The 22,200-nt window shown below is 49.6% G+C and carries 24 protein-coding genes; 1 reads left to right on the top strand and 23 read right to left on the bottom strand.

From position 1 onward, the window contains the following. Window positions 1-32: 32 nt before the first annotated feature. The 23 genes from rpoD to ACFSUF_RS09925 form a co-directional block, all read right to left on the bottom strand. Entirely contained in the window at window positions 33-1,160 is a 1,128-nt protein-coding gene (rpoD, locus tag ACFSUF_RS10035) for an RNA polymerase sigma factor RpoD (RefSeq protein WP_377602545.1), read from the bottom strand. A 24-nt stretch (window positions 1,161-1,184) separates the two neighbouring features. Next, entirely contained in the window at window positions 1,185-3,020 is a 1,836-nt protein-coding gene (gene dnaG / locus ACFSUF_RS10030; protein ID WP_377602543.1) for a DNA primase, read from the bottom strand. A gap of 49 nt (window positions 3,021-3,069) precedes the next feature. Continuing rightward, a complete protein-coding gene (locus tag ACFSUF_RS10025) occupies window positions 3,070-3,504 on the bottom strand; it encodes a YaiI/YqxD family protein (protein ID WP_377602542.1) in 435 nt (144 codons plus the stop codon). 94 nt (window positions 3,505-3,598) lie between these two features. Beyond that, complete coding sequence (locus ACFSUF_RS10020) at window positions 3,599-4,408, bottom strand: pyruvate, water dikinase regulatory protein (RefSeq protein WP_377602540.1); 810 nt, start codon at window positions 4,406-4,408, stop codon at window positions 3,599-3,601. A gap of 31 nt (window positions 4,409-4,439) precedes the next feature. Further along, window positions 4,440-6,512, bottom strand: a complete 2,073-nt coding sequence (gene glyS / locus ACFSUF_RS10015; protein ID WP_377602539.1) for a glycine--tRNA ligase subunit beta — start codon at window positions 6,510-6,512, stop codon at window positions 4,440-4,442. After that, on the bottom strand, window positions 6,505-7,401 hold the full coding sequence (gene glyQ, locus ACFSUF_RS10010; RefSeq protein ID WP_377602537.1) for a glycine--tRNA ligase subunit alpha: 897 nt from the start codon (window positions 7,399-7,401) through the stop codon (window positions 6,505-6,507). The genes glyS and glyQ overlap by 8 nt, the downstream gene beginning before the upstream one ends. A 376-nt stretch (window positions 7,402-7,777) precedes the next feature. Then, a complete protein-coding gene (gene recO / locus ACFSUF_RS10005; protein WP_377602535.1) occupies window positions 7,778-8,527 on the bottom strand; it encodes a DNA repair protein RecO in 750 nt (249 codons plus the stop codon). A gap of 40 nt (window positions 8,528-8,567) precedes the next feature. Then, the gene (locus ACFSUF_RS10000; protein ID WP_377602533.1) at window positions 8,568-8,717 is read right to left on the bottom strand and encodes a YqzL family protein; all 150 of its coding nucleotides are present in this window, start codon (window positions 8,715-8,717) and stop codon (window positions 8,568-8,570) included. Window positions 8,718-8,840: 123 nt separating this feature from the next. Next, window positions 8,841-9,755 carry a GTPase Era gene (gene era / locus ACFSUF_RS09995; RefSeq protein ID WP_377602531.1) on the bottom strand — a complete coding sequence of 305 codons (915 nt, stop codon included), beginning with the start codon at window positions 9,753-9,755 and terminating at the stop codon, window positions 8,841-8,843. A 17-nt stretch (window positions 9,756-9,772) separates the two neighbouring features. Continuing rightward, window positions 9,773-10,174, bottom strand: a complete 402-nt coding sequence (locus ACFSUF_RS09990) for a cytidine deaminase (RefSeq protein ID WP_377602530.1) — start codon at window positions 10,172-10,174, stop codon at window positions 9,773-9,775. 25 nt (window positions 10,175-10,199) lie between these two features. Continuing rightward, window positions 10,200-10,568, bottom strand: coding sequence for a diacylglycerol kinase family protein (locus tag ACFSUF_RS09985; protein ID WP_377603144.1), 369 nt, complete (start codon window positions 10,566-10,568; stop codon window positions 10,200-10,202). Next, window positions 10,568-11,068 carry an rRNA maturation RNase YbeY gene (gene ybeY / locus ACFSUF_RS09980; RefSeq protein ID WP_377602529.1) on the bottom strand — a complete coding sequence of 167 codons (501 nt, stop codon included), beginning with the start codon at window positions 11,066-11,068 and terminating at the stop codon, window positions 10,568-10,570. The genes ACFSUF_RS09985 and ybeY overlap by 1 nt, the downstream gene beginning before the upstream one ends. A gap of 4 nt (window positions 11,069-11,072) precedes the next feature. Beyond that, a complete protein-coding gene (locus tag ACFSUF_RS09975; protein ID WP_377602528.1) occupies window positions 11,073-13,313 on the bottom strand; it encodes an HD family phosphohydrolase in 2,241 nt (746 codons plus the stop codon). 20 nt (window positions 13,314-13,333) lie between these two features. Then, a complete protein-coding gene (locus ACFSUF_RS09970) occupies window positions 13,334-14,305 on the bottom strand; it encodes a PhoH family protein (protein ID WP_377602527.1) in 972 nt (323 codons plus the stop codon). Between the two features lie 6 nt (window positions 14,306-14,311). Then, window positions 14,312-15,502: a sporulation protein YqfD gene (yqfD, locus tag ACFSUF_RS09965; RefSeq protein ID WP_377602526.1), complete on the bottom strand. Its 1,191-nt coding sequence runs from the start codon at window positions 15,500-15,502 to the stop codon at window positions 14,312-14,314. 54 nt (window positions 15,503-15,556) lie between these two features. Then, window positions 15,557-15,835, bottom strand: a complete 279-nt coding sequence (gene yqfC, locus ACFSUF_RS09960; RefSeq protein ID WP_377602525.1) for a sporulation protein YqfC — start codon at window positions 15,833-15,835, stop codon at window positions 15,557-15,559. 169 nt (window positions 15,836-16,004) lie between these two features. Beyond that, entirely contained in the window at window positions 16,005-16,526 is a 522-nt protein-coding gene (locus ACFSUF_RS09955; protein WP_377602524.1) for a hypothetical protein, read from the bottom strand. An 18-nt stretch (window positions 16,527-16,544) separates the two neighbouring features. Then, window positions 16,545-17,531 carry a flotillin-like protein FloA gene (floA, locus tag ACFSUF_RS09950; protein ID WP_377602523.1) on the bottom strand — a complete coding sequence of 329 codons (987 nt, stop codon included), beginning with the start codon at window positions 17,529-17,531 and terminating at the stop codon, window positions 16,545-16,547. A 19-nt stretch (window positions 17,532-17,550) separates the two neighbouring features. After that, complete coding sequence (locus tag ACFSUF_RS09945; protein WP_377602522.1) at window positions 17,551-18,396, bottom strand: NfeD family protein; 846 nt, start codon at window positions 18,394-18,396, stop codon at window positions 17,551-17,553. 153 nt (window positions 18,397-18,549) lie between these two features. Further along, window positions 18,550-18,993 carry a GatB/YqeY domain-containing protein gene (locus tag ACFSUF_RS09940; RefSeq protein WP_377602520.1) on the bottom strand — a complete coding sequence of 148 codons (444 nt, stop codon included), beginning with the start codon at window positions 18,991-18,993 and terminating at the stop codon, window positions 18,550-18,552. A 16-nt stretch (window positions 18,994-19,009) separates the two neighbouring features. Further along, on the bottom strand, window positions 19,010-19,183 hold the full coding sequence (gene rpsU, locus ACFSUF_RS09935) for a 30S ribosomal protein S21 (protein ID WP_005547957.1): 174 nt from the start codon (window positions 19,181-19,183) through the stop codon (window positions 19,010-19,012). Between the two features lie 176 nt (window positions 19,184-19,359). Next, window positions 19,360-19,701 (bottom strand): histidine triad nucleotide-binding protein, encoded by a 342-nt coding sequence (locus ACFSUF_RS09930; RefSeq protein WP_377602518.1) that lies wholly within the window; start codon window positions 19,699-19,701, stop codon window positions 19,360-19,362. Window positions 19,702-19,825: 124 nt separating this feature from the next. Beyond that, complete coding sequence (locus ACFSUF_RS09925) at window positions 19,826-20,209, bottom strand: hypothetical protein (RefSeq protein WP_377602516.1); 384 nt, start codon at window positions 20,207-20,209, stop codon at window positions 19,826-19,828. A gap of 180 nt (window positions 20,210-20,389) precedes the next feature. Between ACFSUF_RS09925 and ACFSUF_RS09920 the strand changes: the two genes are divergently transcribed. After that, window positions 20,390-22,177: a putative bifunctional diguanylate cyclase/phosphodiesterase gene (locus ACFSUF_RS09920; RefSeq protein ID WP_377602515.1), complete on the top strand. Its 1,788-nt coding sequence runs from the start codon at window positions 20,390-20,392 to the stop codon at window positions 22,175-22,177. Window positions 22,178-22,200: the final 23 nt, after the last annotated feature.

Genomic DNA, 22,200 nt, shown 5'->3' with positions numbered 1-22,200 from the left:
ACTAGTACACAGCAAGGTCGCTTAGGGCCAAACTATTCCAAAAAGTCTTTCAACCGCTTGCTACGGCTAGGATGTCTAAGTTTACGAAGCGCTTTGGCTTCAATCTGACGAATCCGCTCGCGCGTAACGCCAAACACTTTTCCTACTTCTTCGAGCGTACGGGTTCTTCCGTCATCCAGACCGAACCGAAGGCGGAGTACATTTTCCTCACGCTCGGTGAGAGTATCAAGCACATCTTCAAGCTGCTCTTTCAAGAGCTCGTAAGCAGCGGCATCGGCCGGTGCCAATGCTTCTTGATCCTCGATAAAGTCCCCTAAATGTGAGTCATCCTCTTCCCCGATCGGTGTTTCCAGAGAAACAGGCTCTTGAGCGATCTTCATAATCTCCCGGACCTTTTCCGTGCTCAAATCCATTTCCGCAGCAATTTCTTCCGGTGTCGGTTCGCGCCCGAATTCCTGCAGCAGCTGCCTCGAAACTCGTATTAATTTATTGATGGTCTCTACCATATGCACAGGAATCCGAATGGTTCTTGCCTGATCCGCGATAGCGCGGGTAATGGCTTGACGGATCCACCAGGTGGCATAGGTACTAAATTTAAAGCCTTTGGTAAAGTCGAACTTCTCTACCGCCTTGATCAGACCCATATTCCCTTCCTGAATCAAATCCAGGAACAGCATTCCGCGGCCTACATACCTCTTGGCGATGGAAACTACCAGCCTTAAGTTCGCTTCCGCTAGACGGCGTTTGGCTTCCTCGTCCCCTTTTTCAATACGCTTGGCAAGTTCAATCTCATCATCCGCGGACAGAAGCGGCACGCGGCCGATTTCTTTCAAGTACATCCGTACGGGATCATTAATCTTAATGCCTGGCGGAAGTGTCAGATCATCGTCAAAGTTGAACTCGTCATGCTCCCGGTCCGGGTCATCGGAATTCCGCGACGTCATATCATCTTCGTTCTCGTTTACAACTTCAATGCCGTTATCGGCCAGCAGCTCGAAAAACTCGTCAATCTGCTCGGCATCCTGGTCGAAACCGGCCAGTTTCTCCATAATGTTCTTGTAGGTCAGTGAAGAACGTTTCTTGCCAAGCTCAATCAGCTGCTCCTTGACTTGCTCGAGTGTCAATTCACTTTCCTGCTCAGTATGCTGGTCATTCGCCATAACTCGACTCCTCCTCCCTAGAACTTACTGCTGCAACGTTTTGTGTTGTCTTTCTAGGGTTATAATCTCAATTCCAATTTGCGCCGCTTTTAGAATATCCCCAGCTCTCTCGGCACGGTGCATTTCCTCTTTCAGCCTCTGAATAGCGGCTTGCTGCGGGAATTTCTGTACTTCTTTTATATAATCATCAATCACTTGGAAATCAGGCGAAGGATCGAATTCCAGCATCAGAATGCCGCTTGCCGCTCTTTCCAACTGGTCGTCTTGAAGCGTTGACATATATTTACTTGGATCCGGCTCTTTTCCTTGGGCGTAATAAGCATATAAGTAAGCAGCCAAAGCTGCATGAGCTTCTACGTTAAACTGATCTCCGAGACGCTGCTGCACATAATCCGCTACTTCACTATCGTGGATCATCATGGCAAGCAGCCTCCGCTCCGCATTGTGATAGGCCGGCATTAAAGACGGAGCTTTCACTTTTACAGGCTTTTCATTCATAACATTATTCCACGGATTGTCAAGATTATCCCCTTGAGGGGCTAATTTTTGTTGCTCCTGGCGGATCAGGTTCAATTCCTGCTTCAACGTGTCGAGGCTCTGGTTAAACTCTTCAGCCAGTTCTTTCAGATAATGCTCTCTTTCCATAGGCGAAGAAATGACCGCAAGAAGCTTGAGCGCTTCCTGAATGTATTTTATCCTTCCGGTCTCTTCTATGAGTATATGGTTCCTGCGCAGATATATAAGCTTAAATTTGAGAGCCGGAACCGCTTCATTCATAATTTCCCGAAGGAACCGTTCCTCTCCGTGCGCTTGAATGTACTCGTCCGGGTCCATTCGGTCCGGGATCAAAGCCACCTTCACCTCGCAGCCGGCTTTCTCGAGCAAATTCATGTTCTTATAAGCCGCATTGCGTCCTGCATCATCCCCGTCATAACAGATCGTGATGAGGTCCGCGTTCTTGCGCATCATAAAAGCATTTTCTTCGGTCAGCGATGTCCCCATACTGGCCACGCCGTTACTCACGCCGGCGTCCCAAGCTTTAATTACATCTACGTATCCCTCGAAAAGCACCAGATGCCGAGTTTTCCTTAAAAGAGGCCGCACATGATGAAAATTGTACAGGGTCCTGCCTTTATGGAACAATGACGACTCCGAAGAGTTAAGATATTTGGGCTGACCTTCCCCCAGGATTCTGCCGCCAAAAGCGATGACCTTTCCGCGCGCATCCCAAATCGGAAACATAATTCTATCGCGGAACAAGTCGTAATATCTGCCGTCATCGCGGGAAAGGAGCAAACCGCCCTGTTTCATAAGCGGCATGGAAAACTCCCGCTTGTCCAGCTGCCTTGCAAGTGTATCCCACTGGGGAGGAGCGTAACCGATCTGGAAATGATCAATCAGCTTATCCGTGAATCCTCTGCCCTTAAGATAAGCCATCGCCTGCTTTCCGTGCTCGGTATTCTTCAGTAAAAAGTGATACATTCGAGCAGCGAATTCATAAGCATCAAGAAGAACTTGACGCTCACGCTGTTTCTCGGTCGGCTCGGACTGCGCATCTTCCCATTGGACAGGGAGTTCCGCTTCCTCTACCATCACTCTGACCGCTTCTGGAAAACTATACCCTTCGATCTGCATCATAAAACCGATGGAATTGCCGCCGGCCCCGCAGCCGTAACACTTAAAAATTTGTTTGTCGGGCGTCACCGTGAAGGAAGGCGTCTTTTCGGAATGAAAGGGACATAAGCCCTTCATGTATTTGCCGTTCCTGGTCAGGTGGACGTATTTGCCGACCGTATCCACAATGTCATGGTGCTTTAGTACGGCCTCAATAACCTCATCCGGGATGCTTCCGTTACTCACCAAATCACCTTCATCATGATAAACACGTATTACTATTCTCTATTTCAGTTCATTTTCCTGCCGTATCCTCTAAAACTTTTGTCAAAGTTTGTAGAAAATGTGTACGGTCCTCTTCTGTAAAAGCTCTGGGGCCCTTGGATCTCCCTCCGCTTCGCCTTACTTTGGCGCTGTGATGGCGGGATTCCAAAAGAAAATCAATCGTCTGATCGGTATACTGCTGCCCTCTGTTCGAGAGAACAACCGCCTTTTTGGCCAGCCCGATCGTAGCTAACCCAAAATCCTGTGTTACGAGTATGTCACCCGGCCGAAGTTGATTGGCTATATACAGATCCACGGCCTGATCGGAACGGTCTACTTGAATGTTCCTTACACCCGCTCTCACCGGAAGCCGATGATCATGCGAGGCCACCATCCAAATATCAACTCCGAACCTAAGCCCCGCCGCTGCAATCTCGTCCTTAACAGGGCAAGCGTCAGCGTCCACAAGTATCTTGCTAGTATATATATACGAGCTTTTCAGAAAAAAATCCTTCTTTCTTCCCTTGACGGCTAATAATCTTACGATAATACGTTTGGACTTACCGCATAAAGTCGATAATCAGGCTTGCCGTTTCCTCTACCGCACGGGTAGACACATCGATCACATGACAGCCAAGTTTCTCGATGATCCGCTGAGAATATTCGAGCTCGCTTACGATCCGGTTGACGTTGGCATAGTTGGCATCGCCTGCAAGCCCGAGGGCTTTTAACCGTTCCTTGCGGATTTGATTGAGCTTGTCCGGATTGATGGTCAGACCGATAATTTTACGTTTCGATACCGTGAATAATTCGTTCGGCGGTTTCAGCTCCGGCACAAGGGGCACATTGGCCACTTTAAATTTCTTATATGCCAGATACATGGATAACGGAGTTTTGGAAGTACGGGAAACGCCAACCAGAACGATATCCGCTTTGAGCACGCCCATAGGATCCCTGCCGTCATCATATTTAACCGCAAACTCAACCGCTTCTACTTTCCGGAAATAATCTTCATTCAACTCATGGATCATTCCGGGTTTATGCCGCGATTCCTGACCGATTACCTTTTCCAGGCTTGAGATGACAGGCCCTAGTGTATCAATGTAGGGAATACCATGTTTCACTGCCAGTTCGATCACGTAATCCCGCAGCTGAGGTACAACCAGTGTAAATAAAATGATGGCCCGGTCACGGACGACGTCCACGATTGCTTTATCCACATCGGAACGGTCCACAATGAAAGAAGACCGCCGAATGTCTACCTGTACGGGATAAAATTGAGCCGCAGCTGCGCGGACGACGGAATCGCCCGTGTCTCCCGCCGAGTCCGAAAGGACATAAACGACGGGAGCAAACGTTTGATCGTTCACTAAGGAACAACTCCTTCTGTACTTTCTGCCGCTACCAAACCAGTTTCGAGAAGTCCGCGAAGCGCTTCAAGTCCGACGATACGGCAGCCAGGGTGGCCAAACGGTTCGCACGGACGTCCTCTTGTTCCGCCATGACCATGACCTTGTCGAAATAAGCGGTAATCGCAGGCTGCAGGCTTCCTAATTGCTGCAATGCTTCCTCTTCGCGGCCCTCAGTCATCAAACTGTTAAAACGTGAACTTACCTCTGCCCACAGCGTATACAGCTCATTTTCAACCTTCTCTTGGAATATAGACGCATCAACTGCAGTTTTCGTTGCTTTCCCTGCCAAATTATTTACACGGTTAAAGGATTCTACCGTTGTTTTGAAGTCCGGCAGCCGGACAGCATTCATCAAAGCCGCTGCACGGCGCACACTTGATGCCGCATCGTCAAAGCCGCTGGCCATTGCCGCGTCTACCACATCATAACGTGCATTTTCCGACAGCACGTTCTTCACGCGGAGTCCGAAGAAATCAAACAGGTCCTTCTGTATGTCTGCTGCATCCCGCTTCAGCAGGCCTGCTTCACGGTGCACTTCCAATGCGGCAAGAAACACGTCCGAAAGCTTGCAGGCAGTATTGTGAGCAAGCAGTATTTGTACGATGCCAGCTGCTTGTCTGCGAAGAGCATACGGATCCTGGGAACCTGTCGGGATAATTCCGATTGAGAAGCAGCCTACGATGGTATCGATTTTGTCTGCAATGCTTACGATAGCGCCCGCTCTTGAAGCAGGTGCCTGATCGCCGGAGAACCGGGGCTGGTAGTGTTCGAATATAGCCTGTGCCACCGCATCGCGTTCTCCTGCTTTGCGTGCGTAATCCTCACCCATTACACCCTGAAGTTCAGGGAATTCATATACCATTTGGGTAACCAGATCAAACTTGCAGATTTGTGCTGTCCGTGAAGCATCCTGCGCTGTCTGTGAATCTGCGTTCATAAGGTTCGACAACTTCGAAGTAATTGAACCGATACGGCGTACTTTATCCGCTACCGTTCCCAGTTCTTCATGAAATACGATCGTTTCCAGCTTATCCAGTGCCGCAGAAATCGGCATCTTCTGATCTTCCCTGTAGAAGAAACGCGCATCAGAAAGACGTGCACGAAGCACCTTCTCGTTACCTTTGGCTACCTGCTCAATCGCCTTCTCGTTTCCGTTTCGAACGGTAACGAAGAAAGGCTGAAGCTGTCCTTCCGTATTCAGCACAGGGAAGTAACGCTGATGCTCACGCATGGATGTAATCAGCACTTCCTGGGGGATATTCAGGAAATCTGGATCAAACGTTCCGTACAATGCAGTAGGATATTCGACAAGGAATACAACTTCCTCCAACAAATCCTCTTTGATCGAAATTTTCCAGTTCTTTTCTTCAGCAAGACGATGAATCTGATCCAGAATCAGCTTCTGCCGCTCTTCCACGTCGGCGTAAACGAACTGTTCTTTCAAGCGCTCAGCGTAATCCGCGGGCTTGGAAATTTCCGTTTCGTTCCCCAGGAATCGGTGCCCCCTTGTTACTCTGCCTGTAGAAACCCCTGCAATTTCGAAAGGCACCACATCTGTTCCAAACAAAGCTACCAGCCAGCGGATCGGACGGACAAATTTCAGATCCCAATTTCCCCAGCGCATATTCTTCGGAAACGTCATCGAAGTGATCAAGGCCGGCAGGCTTTCATTCATAAGCGTGCCTGTCGCCTCGCCTATGCTGCTTTTGTTCGCATAAATGTACTCCACACCGCCTAGCTCCTTGAAATAGAAGCTGTCCGGATCTACCCCTTGGCTGCGGGCAAAGCCTAAAGCCGCTTTGCTCCAAGCCCCACTCTCATCCTGGGCGATCTTCCGCGACGGGCCCTTTACTTCCTCATTTACATCGCTTTGTCTCTCTTCCACGTCATGAATCAAAATCGCCAGACGGCGGGGTGTGGCATATGCTTTGACTTCTCCGTGTCCGATCCGGCTGTCAGCAAGCCATTTCACGGTTTTTTCTTTCAGCTGCTCCATGGCGGAGCGGATAAACCGGGCCGGCACTTCCTCCAAACCGATCTCCAGCAGCAAATCCTTAGCCATTGCGCTCCACTCCTTTCTCCGCTTTCGCCAGCAGCGGGAAGCCCAGCTTCTCGCGTTCGGCTAAATACGTTGCCGCGCACTCTCTAGCCAAGTTGCGGACTCTCATAATGTATCCGGTTCTCTCGGTTACACTAATTGCACCACGTGCATCCAAAAGGTTGAATGTATGCGAACATTTCAGCACGTAATCGTATGCCGGAAACACCAGATTCTGCTCCATAGCCCGGCGTGCTTCCTCTTCATACGTCGCGAACAATCCGAACAGCATTTTGGCGTCGGACACTTCGAACGTATATTTGGAATGCTCATATTCCGGCTGCAGGAACACATCGCCGTAACTGATTCCGTCCACCCATTCCAGGTCAAATACATTCTCTTTCTCCTGAATATAGGATGCCATCCGTTCAAGACCGTACGTGATCTCCACGGCCACCGGATTCGCGTCGATTCCTCCGACCTGCTGGAAGTAAGTAAACTGGGTGATTTCCATTCCGTCCAGCCATACTTCCCAGCCCAAGCCCCATGCGCCTAAAGTAGGGGATTCCCAGTTATCTTCTACAAAACGGATGTCATGAAGCAGCGGGTCAATCCCCAGACGCTTCAAGCTCTCCAGATACAGCTCCTGAATGTTGTCCGGGGACGGCTTCAAAATCACCTGAAACTGGTGATGCTGGTACAGCCGGTTCGGGTTTTCGCCATACCGCCCATCCGCCGGTCTGCGGGAAGGTTCCACATACGCCACATTCCAAGGCTCTGGACCGATGCTTCTTAGAAACGTCATCGGATTCATCGTTCCAGCGCCTTTCTCGGTGTCATACGGCTGAACGATGATACAGTTCTGCTCGGCCCAGAAGTTCTGCAGAGTCAGAATAATTTGTTGAAAATTCATACGATCGCTCCTCTTCTTTCATAATTGGAGGCTTTAGGCAGGGTTGAGTTCCGAGTCCCTTTAGAGCACTAGGGACGCAAAAAAACTCTCTCCATACACCTGCAGCCAGGTATAGGGACGAGAGTTATTCCCGCGGTTCCACCCTAATTGACCGGATATACCGGCAGCCACCGCCGCCTGCATCTTTCCGATCCACTTTCAGTCCGTTGCGGCCCTCCAGAGTGCCTTGTTCACCGTGCGGCCGTTCGGGCTCCCACTCTCCCCGATCGCTTCATCCAACCTTACCGGTTACTTTCTCCTTCATTGTGCCGTATTCATTTGTAGATACTATGAGAACCATAATAATGAAAATTAACCGCATTGTCAATTAAGTAAGTTATATGTCGTATTTATCCATTTGATCCAAAAAATGAAGAGAACGCAGATGCACCCCTGCATGAGCGTCCATATAGGCACGCAGGAATTGTTTTAGCTGCGCTTTGGTCTCCTCTTTGACACCGATTTTGCCCAGCCTGCGAAGATCGAGCTGCTGAAGCAATTTCAGCAGTTTCACCGTACCTTCACCTGCCTGGATCGACTTAGGATCGCGGCTGCGGCACGCAGCGCACAAGAGTCCCCCCAGCCCCGGGCTGAGGGAAAATGGAGGCGGTCCTTCTCTGCCGCAATTGACACAAGCATCAAGAACCGGCGCTACCCCGCTGAATGACAACATTTTCATCTCGAACAAACGCAAAATAATTTGCGGATCTTTACTCTCCTGCAGAGCTTTTAACGCTGACTTCAGCTGTTCGAATAAAAATTCGCTGGCCTCGTTATCGCTTACCATTTTATCGACCATTTCCACAAGATAAGAAGCATAAGCGGCCAGATGCAGATCCTCCCGGAGCTGATAGTGAGCCTCCAGAATTTCACCGTCATTTAAAGATCCGAGCTGCCCTGTTTTATAAAAGACAAATTCACCGTATGTAAAGAGCTGGGTAATGGCCGCATGCCGGCTTTTCAGCTTCTTGGCTCCCCGGGCCATTACCCCTATTTTGCCATGAGTCTGGGTATATAAAGTAATAATTTTGTTGCCTTCCCCGTAATCAAAGCTGCGAATCACAATCCCTTCGACTCTGTAAAGCATCGCGATACCACCTTACCGTTCGGAAGGCGGGCTGCTTATGTTAACTTGTCAGCTCGCTTACTTCTTCCTGAACCAGTTCTTCCTCACCCGCCGGATCTTCTTCCCTGCCTGTATTCATGTAATCCTTGTAAAGCATATATGCTTCCACATCGCCCGTCATCGTAAAGTATTTCCACGTAAAGTCTCGCATCGCTATCATCCTCCTGGTTGGATAGTTGCTTTGTTTAAGGATCCAAGCTGCCAAACGTTAACCCGTGAAACCATAGTTTTAGGATGAGACTCCAGGGTCGGATCTATGCGTTACAAAAATTGGTTAATCGTGCCGGAAACCTAAATCCTTAAGCACCCGCTCCTGATTGCGCCAGTCTTTCTTTACTTTCACCCAAAGCTCCAGGAAAATTTTGGAGCCAAGGAGTCTTTCTATGTCCATACGGGCTTCCCGTCCGATCGCTTTCAGAAGGGCTCCCTGCTTGCCGATAATAATCCCCTTTTGTGAATCGCGTTCCACAAAAATGACGGCCCCGATTTCCACTAATCCATTCTCTTTCACCTTCATACTCTCGATTGTTACGGCGATGGAATGCGGAATCTCTTCCCGGGTTTTGTGGAGGATTTTTTCGCGGATCAACTCTGCGCAAACGAATTGCTCCGGATGATCCGTCACTTGATCTGCCGGATAATATTGCGGCCCTTCCGGCAAAAACTTACGTACTTGATCAAGCAGTGTATTCACGTTATTACCCATTTTGGCGGAAATCGGAACGATCTCTGCAAAGTTATACAAATCCTTATATTGGGTAATGACCGGCAGTAATGCCTGAGGCTCTACCTGGTCAATCTTGTTCAGAACAAGGATAACCGGCGTCTTAATATTCTTCAGCTGTTCGATAATAAAACGGTCTCCGCCGCCGATGCCTTCCGCTACATCCACAAGGAACAGGACGGCTTCGACTTCCGATAACGCTCCCTGAGCCACTTTCATCATATAATCGCCTAGTTTGGACTGCGGCTTGTGAATACCCGGCGTATCCAAGAACACGATTTGATATCCTTCGCCAGTATACACCCCGTGAATTTTGTTCCGGGTGGTTTGGGGCTTGTCTGACATAATCGCAATTTTCTGTCCGATGACCTGGTTCATTAATGTGGACTTCCCGACGTTCGGACGGCCAACAATGGCCACAAACCCCGAGCGGTATTTGGTTGATGAATCAGTAGAATTGGTCAATGAAATATTCCTCCTGCTTACGTTAGGCTGCTGCTGTCAAATGCGCCAGGAAGCAGCTCTTTTACGGTTGTAGTGATATAAACTCCGGCTGTGTTTCCCAGGATGACAGGCATGTCAGGTCCGCATAATTCAATCATGACCTGACGGCAAATGCCGCAAGGTGCGATAGGACCTTCCGTATCTCCTACTACAGCCATAGCTTTAAAGGTGCGGACCTGGCGGCCTTCCGCCAGTGCGCGAAACATAGCAGTTCGCTCGCCGCAATTCGTCGCTCCGTACGAAGCGTTCTCAATATTACAGCCGTGGATGATGTCACCGCTCTCGTGGAGCAGCGCAGCACCTACTTTAAAATGCGAATAAGGCACATAAGCTTTATCCATTGCTTTCAGAGCTTCATTAATTAGAGCTCTTTCGTCCATAGTACGGCCCTCTTTCATTGGTATTTTATATGGCAAGCCACTCCCTGACCGGGTGGAGAAAGACATAAAGCCCGACTATAACGGCAAAAACCGCAGTGACCAGCACGGCACCTGCGGCAGCATCTTTGGCGGTTCGGGCTAACGGGTGCTGCTCCGGCATCGCAAGGTCTACAGTCTTCTCAATGGCCGTATTCATCAGTTCGGCTGACATTACAAGAGTAATGGCTAGAAGGACAAGCAGAAAATGCGGTGCAGGAATTCGGAACACCACGCTAAGAACAAGTGCGGCAGCTGCGAAGGCAGTATGAATTTTCATATGCCGTTCATTGCGTACCGACTGGACAATTCCCCTGAAGGCGTGCACGAAGGCTGCGATTTCCTTCGGCAGGCGCATCACCGGGTCAAGCCCACTTTCTGCAGAATCGCTTCCTGCTTCGCGATCATTTCTTTCTCGGCAGCTTCATCCTCATGGTCATATCCGATCAAGTGCAGAAAACCATGTACGAACAGAAACCCGATTTCCCGGTCTATGGAATGTCCATAATCTTCACTCTGTTCTTTCGCCTTCTCCACGGAAATAATAATGTCCCCAAGAACATGCGTAAAGCCTTCCGGCGTCTCTTCTCCTTCTTCCAGCTCATAAACAATATCAAGCTCTTCATCCGTCGTCTCTTCCATGGAGAAGGACAACACATCCGTCGGACGGTCTATCCCTCGGTACTCCTTGTTCAGCGCATGAATTTCTTCATCAGTTACGAAAGACAAGGCCACTTCCCCGTCCTCGACTTGCTCGGCTTGTCCTGCTTCCTGCAGCAGCTTCTCAAGCAAGGCAATCAGTGTATCCGAAATCGGCAGTTTTTCCTGATCGTTGCTCCAATTTAAAGTTAAGGCCATAGTATTAGGATTCTCCTTTTTTGACCCCTTTGGTCAAATCCTCAGGGTATTCGATTCTGGAATGAAAAATGCCAAGCAGCGTTTCTTTCAGCGTTATCGCTATTTTGTCCAATTCTTTGAGCGTCAAATCGCATTCATTAAATTGGTGGTCATCCAACCGGTTTTTTATGATTTTCTGTACCATTGATTCAATCTGTTCCACCGTCGGATTACGCAAAGAGCGGACCGCTGCTTCTACACAATCGGCAATGCCCACAACCGCTGCTTCTTTGGACTGGGCTTTCGGACCCGGATAGCGGAAGTCGGCTTCCTGCAATTCCGAAGGTTCTTTGCCTTCCTCTTCATATTGTTTCTGAGCTTTGTGATAAAAATATTTCAATAACGTGGTCCCGTGGTGCTGCTCGGCAATTTCCCATATCGGTTTGGGTATTTTGTGGTCCTTCAGCATTTCCACTCCGTCCCGGGCGTGGGCGATGATAATGGACTTGCTGAGCTTCGGATCGATATGGTCATGCGGGTTCTCAATATTGGATTGATTCTCAATGAAATAACTTGGCCGCTTGGTTTTGCCTATATCATGATAAAAAGATCCTACGCGGCATAGCAGTCCGTTCGCTCCAATAGCTTCCGCCGCCGCCTCCGAAAGGTTGCCTACCATGACACTGTGATGGTAAGTGCCCGGCGTTTCTGTCAGGAGCTTGCGGAGAAGCGGATGGTTCGGATTGGAAAGCTCAACCAGTTTCAGAGCGGAAAGAATTCCAAAGGTAACTTCAAAAAAGGGCATCAGTCCGATCACCAATACGGCGGTGAGAAGTCCGCTTCCAACGGCCACGGAAATCGATTGCAGCATAGTACGAAGATTATATTCGTCACTAAGCAGGTTCAAAGCGACTACGGAAGCGGAGCCCACCAGACAAACCATCACGCCCGCTTTCAGAATGGTGGAACGCTGGCTCGCCCGATGCAGGGCGAATATGGCGGAGAAACATACCATTAGAGCCACGAAGCCGTACCGGTAATCAAAAAGCGTATCCCCGGTCTGGTTAAATATAATCGCTGCGCCTGTGCTGAAAAGGACCGACGACAAGAACGCCAGCGGTACGTCCAGCAGCAATGTGATCAGCATCGCACCTAAGGCAACAGGAGCCAAATAGGCCAAATAAGGCAGCTCCGCGCTCTGGCCCATGGCTACAATTTTCATAGAAAGAAAATTAAGAATGAAAATCAGCACCAGCATCAGCAGCTTCGCATTATTGTCCCTAACCGCTGTACTCCGCTGCATGATGTACATTACAAGCAGCAGTACCATCAGTGTAACGAGAACAATCAGCCCGAGCTGGGGCATATAATTCACTTTATCCTTAAGGAGTTCCATGCTGTCAAGCAAATCGTACTGCTCTTTGGTAATGATCTGGCCCTTCTCTACCAGCACTTCACCCTTCTTGATCAGAACAGGCGGCGTGTTCTCCCTCGCCTGCGCTCTCGCTTCCTCCGTAGCCTGCTTGTCAAAAAAGACATTCGGCGTAAGTACGAAGCGGGCGATTTCCGTAACCATTTTGCGCTGCGTATTCTTAGTCAAATTCGATGTATTTACGAGCTCAGCCACCTGGGCCCTAGCCGCTTGGGCATCGGGACGGCGATCGGACATCAGCTCTGTAACTACGTCGATCGTAACCGGCCTCATCGCTTTCAAATCTTCTTTCGTCAAGCGCGGGAGCTTGAAGAACGATTCTTCAGGAAAGCGGTATTCCTGCTCCGCAGCCTGCTTCTGCACTTCTTCCAGCAGTGTTGCGGAATACAGAGTGGAGGCCGAGGAAGCGCGGAGAAAGGCATTTAGAAATTCCTCCCGCTTGAGCGGCAGCTCCCTCCGGTAAATATCGACCTTCTCTTCCAGTGTCACCTGTGTATCCGAGTTCAGCTGCTCCAGCTTGTCATAGAGACTGTTCACGAGATTCTCGTTCTTTAGCGAAACGAACGTGTTGACGGGCTCTACGCTTTGGGCTGCGGTTTCCTGCGCTTTCAACGAGGCCCTCTCATCCTCCACCTGCTTAGGGGCAAGGATCATCTTCTCGCTGGGCGCATTCAGCTGGATATCGTAAGTCTGCGGAATCAGCTTGTCCGAGAAAGAGAAATAGAATAAGAGCCAAAACAGGAAAAAGAGAAGAAAGCGCGCGGTTGCACTGTACTTCCATCCCCCTGCTGTATATTGAAACTTGTCTTTGAAGCTGGATTGCTGCTGGTTCATAGAAAGGTCAATCCTCTCTGTTACCCGTTGTTTTCACTGTCCGCGTTGTAGGCAACGATGATTTTCTGTACTAGGGAGTGGCGCACAACGTCTTGTTCCGCAAAATAGATAATGCCGATTTCATCGATATTGGATAAAATCCGTTCCGCTTCCTTAAGTCCCGACTTCTTGCCTTTGGGCAAATCAATCTGGGTCAGATCGCCGGTGATGACCATCTTGGAACCGAAGCCGAGACGGGTTAGAAACATCTTCATTTGTTCAGGAGTCGTATTCTGGGCTTCGTCCAAAATAATAAACGAATCGTCCAAGGTGCGCCCGCGCATATATGCCAAAGGAGCGATTTCAATCAGTCCGCGTTCCAGAGACTTGGCCACCTGCTCGGGACCCAGCACGTCATTTAACGCGTCGTACAGCGGCCGGAGGTACGGATCCACCTTCTCCTGTAAATCACCTGGCAGAAAGCCTAAGCTTTCTCCTGCTTCCACTGCGGGCCGCGTCAACACAATACGCTTCACCCGGCCTTCTTTCAATGCCGTTACAGCCAAAACTACGGCCAAGTAGGTCTTCCCGGTTCCTGCAGGGCCGATGCCGAATACGATATCATTCTTCTTAATGGTAGTGACGTAATGATTCTGCCCGATCGTCTTGGCCCGGATCGGCCTGCCCCGGAACGTCATGGCGATCTCGCCTTTATATAAATCGAGGAGCTGGTCGGCCTTCATCTCTTTGGCCAGTTCCAGAGCGTATACGATATCCCGCTCTGTCAGTATGTACCCGTTGCGGACAAGCTGCAGCAGGACGCTAAAAAGCTGTTCCAGTATGTCCGTTTCTTTTCGGCCGCCCTGGATTACGATATCCGCTTCGCGGGTGTAAATTTGTGCATCGACGGCCTTCTCGATGATGTTCAAAAACTTGTCCTGCGGACCAAACAGGGAGAGCCCTTCTGCCGCGCTTTGCAATGGTAGTTTTATGACTAGTTCCTTATCCGACAAAAAGCCTCATTCTCCTTGCCCTATAATAGACTGCTCCGCGCTGATCAATTGATCTACTTCCATCAGCACTTTCATATAAACTTTACCATTCTCCGTCTTATCATGCAAAATTTTTTCTGCCACGATCTTAGGCTCTAGCTCGGTCCGGGCCAATATTTGCGCCCTCGCGCTGTTCAATCCTATCGCCCTGGCGGCAGGCCGGTCCAGCTTTTGCACATCATACCGGACCTCCATCAGCTTCTCCTTCATGAAGCCCGCAGGAATCCCGTATCCTCGCCAAGCGGCCTTTTGGATCGTAGTGTGCGTCTCGTATTTGTCGAATGGAAGCTTACCGTATCCCGTAATTTGCAGCGCTTTACTGCCAATGACAACATAGCTGCGCTCTTTTACTGCCCCCGTATAAACCTTGAATTTCTGCGTCAGCGGACTGACTATGTTAAATTCATGCCACACCAGCCCCCGCACTTTGCCTTCGGCTACAACGGCCTCCTGGTTCTCCTCATCTCCATATATTCCTTTGATCAATATGCTTCCCTTGCGCACATGGCTGTTTACTTTTACTAAAGGGCGGCCCTTCTCCGCAAAAATCTCCGTTACAACCGCATCGGCTGTGGAGACCAGATTCCGTGGACTTTGGAGCGGTTTTTTCTCAGGTTGTTCAGCTTCTACAATACGCAGGTTCACTTGAGAGCCCCGGATTTCAATCCCGATCCAGGTTACTCCGGGCAGGTCGTTGGTCAGCTTTTTGGCGATTACAGAGGTGTCGACCATCCTGAATTTCCATTGATACGGATAGATCCCTTGTTTGCGTGCCGCAGCTAATATATCCTCTTTTGCCAGCCTGTCGTTGCCGGTGATATTTACCTGCCACACAAGCGAGGACAATGCATACAAGCCTGCCAGAAACACAAAAATGCCGGCGGCAAACCATTTACGCCGTTCCAGTTTACGAAGAAAGAACGGAAATCCGTGCCTTTTGCGGATACGTACCAGACAGCCTGTCCGTTTGGCGAGCGGACGAAGACGGAAGAAATCCTTCAACAGGATGTCCATCTCCAGCTCGCGGGCATCCAGAGGCTGAATGTTGGAAACGCTCATTCCTGCGGATACCGCCTGATTCAATAATCCTTCCGGGTCCCTGCCCACTACGCGAATGGTCACATATCCGAGAACTGAAGCGACAGCCTGCGATTTCAAAGGAAACTCCTCCTTACACGACGATACGTGGATTATGTACAACAGACGGGCTTGTCAGGGCAAATACTTTACGCCCGAAACTTCCCCTTCTATGAAAATCTCTTCTGTCAAAATGGCCCTGATCACGAGATTCTTCCCGTAGATCTCCATAGCTCCTTTACTCAGCGAAAGGCGAAGCATCTCACTTGTAAACTCACTTACGCCACGATGGTTCTCGATATAAAGCTGCATATTCCCAATCAACGTAACTCTCGGCAGATCGAAGATAACATCTTGCGGAAGATCTAGAACGTTTGCGGTGAATTTACGCAGCCTGCGATTTATGCGGCGCATGAGCGACAGCCCCCTCCCGTACTTTAATAAATATGTGTCGGATCAGGAATTTATGAGAAGTACTTCTCCACGCAAGGTCATCCGGTTAGCGCCGCCGTTAAGGCGAAATTACAGAAAAAAAGAAGCAGCTGGCATCCCCGGAGGACGCCAGCTGCTTTACTGCATTTTGTTATTTAGGAAATTTACGTACGTACGGTTGTTTCGCACGAGGAGGTCCGAGAATCTCCGCCCAAATCAATCCCTGCGCCAATGATTTCCTGTCCGTATGCAGGTCATGCTGAAGCGGATTATGGCGCGGTTCTTCTGTAAGGGAGTTAGACGAAACTTCCGGCTCATAACGATATTCCAGCGTTTCTCCCTCCTCTGCTTGCCTGGATAGAGTTGAAACGGAAGAGTTCAGCTCCTCGAATGAGGCTGAAGCGCCTTCCTTCTTCGGAGCATCGTCAGGCTTGGAGAATGGACTGCCCGTACTCTCCGGACTGCGCGGTGCCCATCCGCCGGCGTCTCCTCCAAAGGACGGCATCCTGTTTACGGGCCGGTCGGCACGCCCGCTTTGCCGCCCTGCCGGAGCATCCGGTTTTCTTCCCGATAAACCTTGGGATATGAATTTGCTAAAAAAGGAGAGAAGAAAGCCTCCGATGGCTATGACGATCACGATGTTTTCCAGCAGCAATGCCAATAACGTTCTCACTTCCGGATCACCTCGTATCTACTCTTTACGTTCATTCCCCGGATCCGACATCCGTCCCAGCGAAGATCTCATCTGGGTGTCGGACTCAATGTTGCGCAGGTTCATGTAATCCATGACGCCCAGTTTCCCGTTCTTCAAGGCATCCGCCATAGCCAGCGGAACTTGAGATTCGGACTCAACCACCTTAGCTTTCATTTCAACTACTCTTGCTTTCATTTCCTGCTCCTGCGCTACAGCCATCGCACGGCGTTCTTCCGCTTTGGCCTGGGCAATCCGTTTGTCCGCTTCCGCTTGTTCTGTCTGCAGGTGGGCACCGATATTTTTTCCCACATCTACATCGGCAATATCTATAGACAGGATTTCAAAAGCCGTTCCGGCATCCAAGCCCTTGCCCAGCACGGTACGTGAAATCATGTCCGGATTTTCCAATACATCTTTGTGGGAATTGCTTGAGCCGACCGTAGTAACGATCCCCTCGCCTACACGGGCAATAATCGTTTCTTCACCGGCACCGCCGACAAGCCGTTCGATGTTTGCCCTAACGGTTACTCTGGCTTTTACTTTCACTTCGATCCCGTCTTTAGCTACGGCAGCAACGATCGGCGTTTCAATTACACGCGGGTTTACGCTCATTTGAACGGCAAGCAGAACATCACGGCCGGCCAGATCGATGGCTGCGGCCCGTTCAAAAACAAGCATAATATTGGCGCGTTCCGCAGCAATCAGCGCGTTAACGACACGGTCCACATTCCCTCCGGCCAAATAGTGGCTTTCCAGCTGGTTAATAGTCAAGCCTAAACCTGCTTTTCTCGCTTTAATCAGAGGGTTAACGATCCTGCTTGGTATAACGCGGCGGAGCCTCATAGCGACCAGCGTTATAATGCTTACGGGTACGCCGGATGCCAATGCGGAAATCCACAGCATAATCGGGAAAAGACTTAAAAATACAGCTAAAACGATGACAACGACCGCTATAATGAACATGATTTGCACTGTCGGATCCATATACATTCCTCCAAAATGGTTACTTATCGGTTTCCCGTACAACGACCCGGGAACCTTCGATCTTCATAATTCGGACCGGCTTGCCCGCAGCAATAAACTCACCTTCGGTAACGACATCCACCCGTTGGCCTCCAACTTGAATCGTACCCGCAGGTCTAAGGGGAGTAAGGCTCGTGCCCGTCTGGTGCAGCAGTCCTGTCTTTGCGGCCGCAGGTACATATCCTTCGGAAGTTTTCAACTCATCTTTCAGAATAAATTTGTGCCAAACACCGCGGTGCCGGAAATACCGGACGAAGACGGCCGTAATGATCAAAGCAATGACCGCGGCAATACCAAGCGAAACTGCGGCATTGCCTGAATCTTGAGCCGCAAGTACTACGCCGCTGATCAAACTGACGATGCCAAGAATACCTAGAATACCGAAACTTGGCACAAAAATTTCTGAGGCAAGCAGCACAATTCCCGCGATAAACAGTACCACTTCTTCCACCCCCGCAAAACCGGCAATATAATGCCCGAAGAAGTATAAAGCAAATGAGGCCGTTCCAAGGATACCCGGATACCCGAACCCCGGTACAAGAAGCTCAATGGCGATTCCGGCGAGACCAATAACAAATAAAAGCGTCATGACGGCCGGATGCGTAACCCAAGCGGCGACTTTCTCAGCTAATGACTGCTCCGCCTCCTTGGAATCCGTCCCTGAAGCACTCAACCACGCTGCTGACACGTTCCGATCATCCGCGGTGTCCGCCTTCGGGCTTTCGGCTGCAGCGGCCATCGGCAGGAAACACAATGCAAGAAACAATAACACGGCAAGCAAACTGCCCCGTCCCGTGGCAAGAGCTTTCCACTGCCTGGTTTTCATAGTAAGAATCACCCCCTCGTGTCTTTCCGCCATTTCAGCAATACCTATGTGTACGATACGATGTGATGCAGCGTTTCATACCTTCTTCAATATTATGTAAAAGTTTTCTCAGCGCATACAAAAAGCACTCCATTGCTGGAGTGCTCTTCTATATTATTGCAGAAACTGCTGAACGGCTTGATTTACTAGCTTGCCGTCAGCACGCCCTTTGGTTTTAGGCATTAATGCGCTCATGACTTTCCCCATATCAGCTTTCGAAGAAGCACCGACTTCCTGGATGGTCTGCTGTACAATCACTTTGATCTCTTCTTCTGTCAGCTGCTGCGGAAGGTATTGGCCGATAATTTCAATTTCTGCTTTAACTTGGGAGGCGAGGTCATCTCGTCCCGCTTTCTCAAACTCTTGGAGGGAATCTTTACGCTGTTTGATCTCACGAGCAAGGATATCAAGCACTTCGTTGTCGTCGAGCGATCTCTTTAAATCTATTTCAAGATTCTTAACCGCCGAGCGGATCATTCGAATAACGGAGAGTTTAAACTTGTCTTGGTCCCTCATCGCTTGCTTCATATCGTCGTTCAATCGTTCGCTTAAGCTCATTGCTGATTAAATCCTCCTAAAACTTTCTCTTACGAGCAGCCTCAGATTTCTTCTTGCGCTTAACACTTGGCTTCTCATAATGTTTACGCTTCTTAACCTCTGCAAGCACACCGTCTTTAGCGATGGAACGCTTAAAGCGGCGAAGTGCAGCATCAATGGTTTCATTCTTGCGAACTTTAGTTTCAGACACCAGTTTTCCCTCCCTCCGAACAGACCGTCCAAGACGAACAACACGGTTTATCAAACTACATTATAAGTGATAACGAAAGGGAGTGTCAACCTAGCCGCCATACTTTTTATGTACAGAACTTACGCATGCCAGTATCGCCTTAAAACAATCATCTTATACTCTCTTATCATAACATATTACGCAAGCAGCGGACCTAAATTCCTGCCGCCGACCAGATGATAATGGATATGGTATACAAGCTGGCCGCTGTCTTTGCCGCAGTTGTTAATTAACCGGTAGCCGCTTTCCGAAATCCCCTCTTCTTTGGCGATCTGCTGGGCTGCCTGATGAATCTCTCCGATCAGCTGCAAATCCTCCGGTTGAACATCGTTCATAGTTGCAATATGCTTCTTCGGAATGATAAGAACGTGCGTAGGCGCCGCAGGCGAAATATCGCGGAAAGCCAGAATGCGGTCGTTTTCGAACACCTTGGCGGAAGGGATCATTCCCTCAACTATTTTGCAGAAGATACAATCCATTATATATCCTCCTCTCTTGATTTCTTCTCCCAACCATCATACCAAACTTTAGGAGGGCCAGTCCAATACGGGAGCAAAGAAATCCCCCGGAGATCCGGGGGCTCATTCGTGCTTCTGTCGCCGGTCAAAAATATGGCAGCAAAGACAGGCCCGCCAATGCGGCCAACGGGAGTCCGAGACGGTTGAAACGCCGCCGGTAAGGATACCCGTACGGATACCCGTATGGATAACCGTAATACGGATAACCAGGGTAATAAGGCGATGGATAAAATGGAGGCCGGATTCCCGGTGAGCCGAAGGGGAAAAATGCCCTCGTATCCGGAGAAGGCATCATGACAGGGCCTGGGACTGCCGACTGCGCCTCTGCCTGTGCAGGTACGGCAAGATATACATTATCCTCATCCACTTCGGCCATAATTCCGTCATAAACCGATCCGTCTTTCGTCTGCAGGGCCACATAACGGTGCATTACCGACATACAATGCATTTTTACGTCTTTAGTATCCAAGTTTACGCCTCCATGTAACGTTTATCTTCATGATATTCACCCATAGGCAAATGGCTACTCGGGACAAAATATTTTGCCAATGAAAAATTAAATATAGTAGAAAAGACTCATTTTATTATATACTGGAAAAGATTCGACCATAATTTACAAATTTCGCGCAACATTCTATCGAGGTGACAAGTGAATTCAAATAATAATGCAGCCTTCTTTTCGCTCGGACATGCGCTTCTGCCGCTGATTTTGTCCCTCCTGTATCTGCTGGAAGGCCAACAACCTGTATTGATTGTTTTTATTTTGATTTCAAGCCTTTGGACTCTTGTTCTACTTTGGAGGTTTGCCGTTACCAAGGATCTGCAGAATCATCTATTGTCCGGTTCCGTGTGGTGGTACATGGCCGTAGACACGGTCCTTATCGGGGGAATCTTTGCCGTTCCTTCGTGGAATGCCGGCTTTTCCCCAACATGGCTGGTGCTTCTGCTTCTTGCTTTTTATGCCGTGGAGATTGGTTTAAGAGCGGCATTGATCTTCTCTACGCTCGCATTCGTCAATTTGGGACTGTTTGCCTATACGCAGGACAGACCGTTCCTTACTGTTGAAACGTTCCTTATCTGCATGGGCATGGTCCTGTTCCTGATTTTCGTAAGCAAAATGACGGATCATCTGGACCGGATTGCCCATTACGACGCGCTGACACTGCTTCCTAACCGCGTGGCGTTCCGGGAGAAGCTGGACGATGCGATTCGGGGAAATGCGAACAAGGACAAAGGGCTGGCTGTTTTCTTTCTCGACTTGGACCAGTTCAAATACATTAACGATACGATGGGGCATGTAGCAGGAGACAGCCTGCTGAAAACGGTGGCCGAACGACTTCGGACCAAGCTTCCGAATGGAGCAACGCTGGCCCGGATGGGCGGGGATGAGTTCGCGGTGTTAATGAACGGAGGCAGTGAAGAAGCCGGCCGTGCCGCCGAGCGGATGTCCGAAGCTTTGAATGCGTCTGTCGTGGTGGAAGGAAAGGAGATTTTCGCTACGTCCAGCATTGGGATCGCGCTTTTTCCCCAAGACGGGCAAAATGCCGATACGATCATGAAAAATGCCGACAGCGCTCTGTACGCCGCCAAGAAAGACGGACGGAACAATGTCCGCTACTATACGCACCCCGCTTCTTCGGAACGGTTTGAACGGGTGACGATGGAGACGATGCTCCGCCATGCGGTCGAACGCAATGAGTTCGTAGTGTATTACCAGCCCAGAGTGGACACAACAACCGGCAAAACCATCTGTCTTGAAGCGCTCGTCCGCTGGATCCATCCCGAACAGGGAATCATACCTCCTGACGAATTCATTCCGCTTGCAGAAGAGACAGGGTTAATTATTCCGATTGGAGAACAAGTGCTGAAAATCGCCTGCCGCCAGTTGAAACGCTGGTTGGATGAAGGTTATCCGCGTATGGGCGTCAGCGTGAACCTGTCCCCTCGCCAATTCGGTTATGCCAACTTGACGGACTCCATCCGGAAAGTGTTGAAAGAAACAGGCTTGGATCCCTCTCTATTGGAGCTGGAAGTAACAGAAACAGCAGCGATGCAGGACGTCAACAACGCCATTGTGATCCTCCATCAGTTGAAGGATATGGGCCTGAAATTGGTCATCGACGATTTCGGCACGGGTTATTCTTCTCTCAGCTATTTGAAGAAATTCCCGATCGACGGGCTGAAAATCGACCGTTCCTTCATCAGCGGCATACACGAAAGCAGCGATGATTCCGCTATCGTAACCGCCATTATCGTATTGGCAAAAACATTGAACCTGCACGTGACGGGCGAAGGCGTGGAAACAGCCGAACAATATTGGTTTCTGCAGGACAAGAAATGCGATGAAGCGCAAGGCTATTACTTCGGAAAGCCGATGCCGCAAAAGATGCTTCAGGAATGGCTGGATGTAAGCAATACGCTGGCGCAAAGCGGATAAAGCGTCAGAATGATAAAACAGTG

The sequence above is a fragment of the Paenibacillus gansuensis genome, from assembly GCF_042684925.1.
Classification (GTDB): Bacteria; Bacillota; Bacilli; order Paenibacillales; family DY6; genus Paenibacillus_N; species Paenibacillus_N gansuensis.
The sequence above is the reverse complement of the archived record's forward strand: the minus strand, read 5'-3'. Positions and strand labels throughout refer to the sequence as shown.